Origin of the sequence: Burkholderia sp. E168m23, assembly GCF_016586125.1 — a bacterium.
GTDB classification, from domain to species: domain Bacteria; phylum Pseudomonadota; class Gammaproteobacteria; order Burkholderiales; family Burkholderiaceae; genus Burkholderia; species Burkholderia orbicola.
This window is the reverse complement of sequence record NZ_BCPP01000324.1, coordinates 1-6,774: the sequence shown is the minus strand read 5'-3', so window position 1 is coordinate 6,774 and position 6,774 is coordinate 1. Positions and strand designations below refer to the sequence as shown.

The 6,774-nt window shown below is 69.3% G+C and carries 6 protein-coding genes; 1 reads left to right on the top strand and 5 read right to left on the bottom strand.

Going from position 1 to position 6,774, the window contains the following annotated elements:
• Positions 1–1,927: phosphatase PAP2 family protein (locus JMF90_RS17740; protein ID WP_236598000.1), on the top strand; the 1,927-nt coding region annotated here is incomplete at its 5' end.
• 56 nt (positions 1,928–1,983) lie between these two features.
• On the opposite strand, the gene JMF90_RS17735 is transcribed toward JMF90_RS17740, so the two are convergent.
• The 5 genes from JMF90_RS17735 to JMF90_RS17715 all read right to left on the bottom strand — a co-directional run.
• Positions 1,984–2,262, bottom strand: a complete 279-nt coding sequence (locus JMF90_RS17735) for a hypothetical protein (RefSeq protein ID WP_011549860.1) — start codon at positions 2,260–2,262, stop codon at positions 1,984–1,986.
• Between the two features lie 55 nt (positions 2,263–2,317).
• Positions 2,318–3,841, bottom strand: coding sequence for a UxaA family hydrolase (locus JMF90_RS17730; RefSeq protein ID WP_011549861.1), 1,524 nt, complete (start codon positions 3,839–3,841; stop codon positions 2,318–2,320).
• Positions 3,838–5,001, bottom strand: coding sequence for a D-mannonate oxidoreductase (locus JMF90_RS17725; protein WP_011549862.1), 1,164 nt, complete (start codon positions 4,999–5,001; stop codon positions 3,838–3,840). Before JMF90_RS17725 ends, JMF90_RS17730 begins: the two co-directional genes overlap by 4 nt.
• 31 nt (positions 5,002–5,032) lie before the next feature.
• A complete protein-coding gene (locus JMF90_RS17720; RefSeq protein WP_041489557.1) occupies positions 5,033–6,043 on the bottom strand; it encodes a zinc-binding alcohol dehydrogenase family protein in 1,011 nt (336 codons plus the stop codon).
• Positions 6,044–6,066: 23 nt separating this feature from the next.
• Positions 6,067–6,774 (bottom strand): amidohydrolase (locus JMF90_RS17715; RefSeq protein ID WP_201325270.1); only part of this gene is annotated, 708 nt, incomplete at its 5' end.

Sequence of the window (6,774 nt, the reverse complement as noted above, 5' to 3'; positions counted from 1 at the left end):
CGCGGCATTGTCGAGTGCGATCGTACTGGCTGCCTGCGGCGGCGGCGACGACGTCACGTCGACCGGCACGATCGCCGCGGCCGTTCCCGCGCCGCCCGCCGACCCCGGCTTCGTCGACAGCGCGCCGATCCCGAGCGCACCCGCTTTCGTCGACAACGTCGCGACCAACCAGCGCGGCGATGCGCGCTATGCGACGCTGTCGACCAACGCCGCGGTGCGCGTGTTGAGCCGTTTCCTCGATCTGTGGCAGCCGGCGACGATGCTGGTCGACGCGGGCGTGAGCGCGCCGGCGAACGGCGCGTTCCCGGCCATCTCGCCGTCGACGTGCTCCGGACTGCCGAACAGCGGCGTGCCGTGCGGCACGATCCTGAACGATGCGGTGCTGTCGGCCAACGTGCAGTACGTGATCAACGCGACGACCGCGCGTACGCCGCAACAGGCCGATGCCGCGTACTACGACGACCGGCGCGGCAAGGGATACAGCGTGACCGACGGCATGGGCCCGCTCACCGCCGCGTGGCGCACCGCGGCCCAGCAGACGACCAGCATCACCAGCGTGCCCGCCGATGCGACGACCGTGCTGTACAACGATTCCGGCAACAACGTCGGCGTCGGCAGCAGCAGCGGCAACGCCAGCTTCGGCAAGGTCGTCGACCTGCTCAACGAAATGGGCAACAACGCGTCGACCGAGCCGTCGAAGCGCTTCTTCAAATACGCGCGCCCGTACCGCTGGAGCACGAGTGTGGTCGTCGCGCCGACGCTCGTGCCGGCCGAAAGCACGACGCCCGCGACCGACGGCGGCTTCGTCAGCGGCCACACGGCCGAGGCTGTGCGCGATGCGACGACGATGGCGTGGCTCGTGCCGGAACGCTTCCAGGAAATGCTCAGCCGCGGCCTCGAACTGGGCGAGAACCGGATTCTCGCCGGCATGCATTCGCCGCTCGACGTGATCGGCGGGCGCATGCTCGCGCTGGCCCTCAGCGCAGCGAACCTGACCGCGTACGCCAGCGACGCGCAGGCCGCCTACACGCAAGCGCATCAGACGCTGCAGCAACTGACCGGAACGAGCGCCACGACCTTCTCCGCATTCGCGCACTCGGGCACGACGGCCACCGACCGGTTCGCCGACTACACGGCGAACAAGACCGCGTTCCTGCGCCGCATGACCTTCGGCTTCGGCGCGATCGAATCGACGAACGCACCGCCGGTCGTGCCTAAGGGCGCGGAGATCCTGCTGCAGACGCGCTTCCCGTACCTGAGCGCCGACCAGCGGCGCGTCGTGCTGAAGACGACCGAGCTGCCGTCCGGCTATCCGGTCATGGACGACGCGGAAGGCTGGGGGCGCCTGAACCTGTTCGCGGCGGCCGACGGCTACGGCGCGTTCAACGGCAACGTGATCGTGTCGATGGATGCGTCGCAGGGCGGGCTCAATGCCGCCGACCTGTGGCGCAACGACGTCGCGGGCGCCGGCAAGCTGACGCTGCAAGGCAGCGGCACGCTGACGCTGGCAGGCAACAACGCCTACACGGGCGGCACGCAGGTGAGCGGCGGCACGCTGGCGGCCGCGTCCGCGACGGCGTTCGGCAAAGGCGACGTGTACGTCGGCCCGGGCGGCAGCGTGCGAATCGCGGCCGCCGCGCCGGTGACGATCGCGACCCGCTACACGCAGCTCGACAACACGACGCTCGAACTCGACATCGACGGCAACGGCGGCGGGCGGCTGCGCGTGGGCGGGCCGCTCACCGTCGCGGGCGGCACGCTGCACGTGAAGTTCGTGAACGGCTACGCGCCGAAGGCCGGCGATACCATCGCGCTGATCGACGGCGCGGCGGCGGCCGCGAAGTTCACGACGGTGACGGTCGACGGGTTCAAGGCCACGCCGGTGTACACCGCGACGGGCGTGTCGATCACGTTGTCGGCGGCATAACCGGCGCGGACGATCGATCCTGCAACGGTGCCGCCCCCGGGCGGCTTCGGCTTCGGCTACGCGAAGCGACCGGAGGCTGCCATGCCGGCGCCGTCCGGGCCAGATCGCGTACCGAAGCGCCGTTGCAACTCGATGATCGTCGGCAGGTTGAAATCGTGGACGTCCGGCGTGGCGCCGCCCTGCCGCCGGCTCACCTCGACACAGAGTTCCAGCGCACGCGCGCGCGTCTCGGCGAGCAAGCGCAGCGCCTCGCCGAGCAAGCCCTTCTCCAGTTCCGACAGCGAGCCGTCGTGACCGGTTTCGCCGATCGCCGGCTCGCTCATGCTGGTTTCCATCGCGGCTCCTCCTTCGCTGTCCGATTGCGCACGCGGTCGCACGCCGCCTTTCGCGTCACATGACCGCGCCGCGCAGCCACGGCACGAACTCGCGTTCGCCGATGCCGTTGTCCTCGCTGCGGGATCTGCGTCCGGAGGCGACGTCGAGCATCAGCCGGAACAGCCGCTCGCCCGCTTCGCCGACCGAGAGCGAACCGGCGACGATCCCGCCGCTGTCGAAATCCATGTCCGACTGCATCCGCTCGAACAAGCCGGTCGTCGTCGCGATCTTGATCGTCGGTACCGGCTTCGAGCCGAACACCGAACCGCGGCCCGTCGTGAAGCACACGAGATTCGCGCCGCCGGCGATCTGCCCGGTGGCCGACACCGGGTCGTAACCGGGCGTATCCATGAACACGAGCCCGGCTTGCCGCACCGGCTCCGCATAGTCGTAGACCGCGCGCAGCGGCGAGCGGCCGCCCTTCGACACCGCGCCGAGCGATTTCTCGAGAATCGTCGTGATGCCGCCGGCGAGGTTGCCGGGCGACGGGTTGTTGTTCATTTCGCCGCCGTTGTCGGCGACGTAGCGCTCCCACCACTGCAACCTGCCGAGCAAGCGCTCGGCCACGTCGCGCGAAGCTGCCCGCGCGATCAGCAAATGCTCCGCGCCGTAGATCTCGGGCGTCTCGGACAGAATCGCGGTGCCGCCGTTGCGGACCAGCAGATCGACTGCCGCGCCGAGCGCCGGATTCGCGGTGATGCCCGAGTAGCCGTCGGACCCACCACACTGCAGGCCGACCGTCAGCCGCGAGGCCGGCACGGCGCTGCGACGCGCGCCTTCGGCCCGCTCCAGCAACTCGCGCACGATCGACACGCCTTTGGCCACGGTGTCGCGCACCCCGCCCTCGTCCTGGATGACCAGCGTGCGCACGGTGCCCGGCGATGCCGCATCGAGCCGTTGCGCGAGCGCGCCGACCTGGTTGACCTCGCACCCGAGGCCGACGAGCAGCACGCCGGCGAAATTCGGGTTGCGCGCATAGCCGACGAGCGTGCGCCGCAGCAGTTCGATGCCGTCGCCGGTCGCCGACATGCCGCAGCCGCTCTGATGGGTGATCGCGACGACGCCGTCGACGTGACCGAACGCATCGAGCGCGCCGTGCCGGTATGCATCGGCGATCGCATGACACACGCTCGCCGAACAGTTGACGCTCGCGATCACGCCAACGTAGTTGCGGGTCCCCACGCTGCCGTCGGGCCGCACGAATCCGTCGAAGGTATCGCGGCGATCCGCGGCAACGTCGTGCGTGCCGCCGACCGACCCGTCATCGTGCGCATGCCGCTCGGGCATCCCGACGTTGTGCACGTGAACATGCTCGCCCGCGGCGATGTCGCGCAGCGCGACACCGATCGGCTGCCCGCATTTGACGATCGTGTCGCCGCGCGCGATCGGCGCGGTGGCGATCTTGTGGCCGGCCGGTATCGCGGCCGCCGGCCGCAGCGGTGCGCCGTGTACGTCGACCGGCACCTCCGGCGCGAGCGCGTCGAGTGCGACGGCGACGTTGTCGTTGCGGTGAAGAATCACGATGGTCGGTTGCTTCACGATGCATCTCTCCCTGTCATTGCGATGGCCGCCGGCTCATAGCGGGCGACGAGTTGCCGTAACCGTGGCTGTTCAGTCTGCACCGCCAGCGAATCCGCGAGCGCGAGCAGCGGCTCGATCCGCCGCGCCACCTTCTCCCGATGGTTGATTGCGATATCGGCGATGCGATGCGCAAGAAACGGATTGAGAAAGCGCTCGCGCACGCTGTCGACGTAGCGTTCCGCCGTGTCGCGCAAGCCCAGCGCGACGAAAACCGGCGCGACTTCATCGCGCCACACGGCTTCGAGACCGTCGCGCAGCCGCGCATCGTTCATCGCGTCCAGCACCGTTTCCGATGCGTCGCGCCCTGCCGCGAGCCACTGCTCCGCGAGCCAGCTGTGCCCGAGATTGAGGAAGAACAGCTTCAGGCGCTCGTGGCCGCGCAAATCGTCGGTGACGACGATCTGCGCATGCGTGCACGGCAGCGCCATATCGGCACGCCGTTCGATCGCCCATAGCGCGTAGGGCTCCGCGATCGCGCCGACCGGATGCAGCGGCTCGGACACGATGCGGTCGACGAGCGAGTTGACCCATACGCAGCGGTTGCCCAGATAGTCGGCGAACGCGTCGGGCAGCCGCCACTGGCGCGCGAGGCCCAGCACGATGTCGCGCAGCGTGTCGCCGTTGTTCGTCACCAGTTCGCAAGGCAGCACGGTGACGCCATCGCCGGGCCGCACCTGCCAGCGCGCGTGCAGCAGCGCGAGCAGCTTCGCCGGAAAGCCGTGCGGTGCGTGCGCCGGTTGGGCCAGCAGGTCCACCGTGTCGCGCGGATCGGGGCGATACCCTGCGTCGCCGGTGTTCGACACGATCACGCGCACCGTCTCGATCGCGGCACCGCGGATCTCCGCCCAGTCCCGCTCGGCGTCCCACGCGCGCTGCACGGCGCGGCACTCGACGACTTCGTCGACCACGACGCCGTGCTCGCGCCCGCGAATCCGCACCGGATAGCGACCGGTGGCGCGCAGCGCGTCGATGCGGGCGCGGCTGGCCGGATTGCCGGTCGTCTGCACGATGCCGATGCCGCCCATCGCGTTGCCGTCGTCCAGCGCCTGGGACACGAACAGGTCGACGTGCGCCAGCAGGAAGCGGCTCGTGCCGAACTGCAGGATCGGCGGCATCATCGCGTGCGCTCCGCGTGCCGGATTCGATCGTTCAGCATTCGACGAGCGCCTTCACGACGGTCTGCCCCGCCTCCAGCAGGCGCGGCAGCGCATCCGGCACCTCCTCGAGCCGCATCCGGTGCGTGTTCAGCGCGCGGTCCGGAATGCGCCCCGCACGCATCGCGTCGAGCACTGTCGCGAAATCCTCGGCGGTCGCATTGCGGCTCGCGAGCAGCGTGGTTTCCCGCTTGTGGAATTCCGGGTCCGAAAACGCGACATGCCCGCGCACGATCGAGATCAACGTGTACTTGCCGCCGTGCGCGACGAACTCGAAACCGCGATTCATCGCATCGAGGTTGCCGGTCGCGTCGAATACCGCATCGAAATACTCGCCGTTCGTCAACGACGCGAGACGCGCTGCGTCGTCTTCCCCCACCTCCACCGTCGCATCGACCGTGAGATGCTGCCGGCAAAACGCGAGCCGATCCGCCCGCGTGTCGAGGCATGTGACGTCGGCGCCGCGCAGCTTCGCGAAGATCATCGCCGCCATGCCGATCGGCCCGGCGCCGACAATCAGCGCCCGCTGTCCGGCACGGACGTCCGCGCGCCGCACCGCATGCGCGCCGATCGCAAGGAATTCCAGCATCGCCGCCTGGTCGAGCGAAATGCCGTCGGCCTTGTGAACGAACTGCGCGGGCACGCTCAGGTATTCGGCGAGCGCGCCGTCGCGATGCACGCCGAGCACCTTGATGTTGACGCAGCAGTTCGTGTTGCCGTGGCGGCAGGCGACGCAGTGTCCGCACGACAGATACGGCATCACGTACACCGCGTCGCCCACGCCGAGACCCGACTCCGGTTCCGCCTCGACGACGACCGCGGAAAGCTCGTGCCCCATCACGCGCGGATAGTCGAGGTACGGCTGGTTGCCGGTGAAGATGTGCAGGTCGGTGCCGCAGATGCCGACCCGTTGCACGCGCAACAGCACTTCGCCGCTGCCGCGCACGGGCAGTTCGCGCTGCTGCACGCGCAGCACGCCGGGGGATTCGCAGATCACGCTGAGCATGTCGGTTTTCCTTTCGTTCGGTTTCATTCGTCGTGGCGTGCGGTGTCGATCCGGTAGAAGCGCCGTGCGTTACCGCCGAAGAGGTCGGGCAATGCCGCGGAGCCGAGCAACCGTGCGCAATCGTCCTCGCACGCAGCCAGCCATTCGCCGTAGCCGCCGCATGCCGACGCCAGCCGCAGCACCGGCCAGTCGCTGCCCCACATCAGGCGCGTCGGCCCGAACAGTTCGGCCAGCGCGTGGACATACGGCCGCGTGCGCGTGCGGACGGCATCGGGGCCGGCCGACGGCCCCGCTTCGGTCCAGAGACCGGACAGCTTGCAATGAAGGTTCGGCAGGCTCGCGAGCCGGCTCATCGCGGACAGCCACGGCTGCAATTCGCCGCGCTCGATGAACGGCTTCGCGCCGTGGTCGATCACGATCGGCAGTTCGGGATGGCGCCGCGCGAACGCGTATAGCGCGTCGAGATGACGCGGCATCACGAGTGCATCGAAACGCAGCCCGTGCTCGAGCATCGCGGCGACCGCGCGATCCAGGCGCGGATCGTCGATCCACGCGTCGTCGGGCAGATCCTGCAGCATCGGTCGCAAGCCGCGCGCTTTCGGTGCCGCCGCGAACGCCGCGATCCGCGCCGGTGCGTCGTCGGCCTTCAGGTCGACCCAGCCGACCACGGCGCCGACGGTCGGCGTTTCATTCGCGAGATCGAGCAGAAAACGCGTGTCGGCTTCACTCGG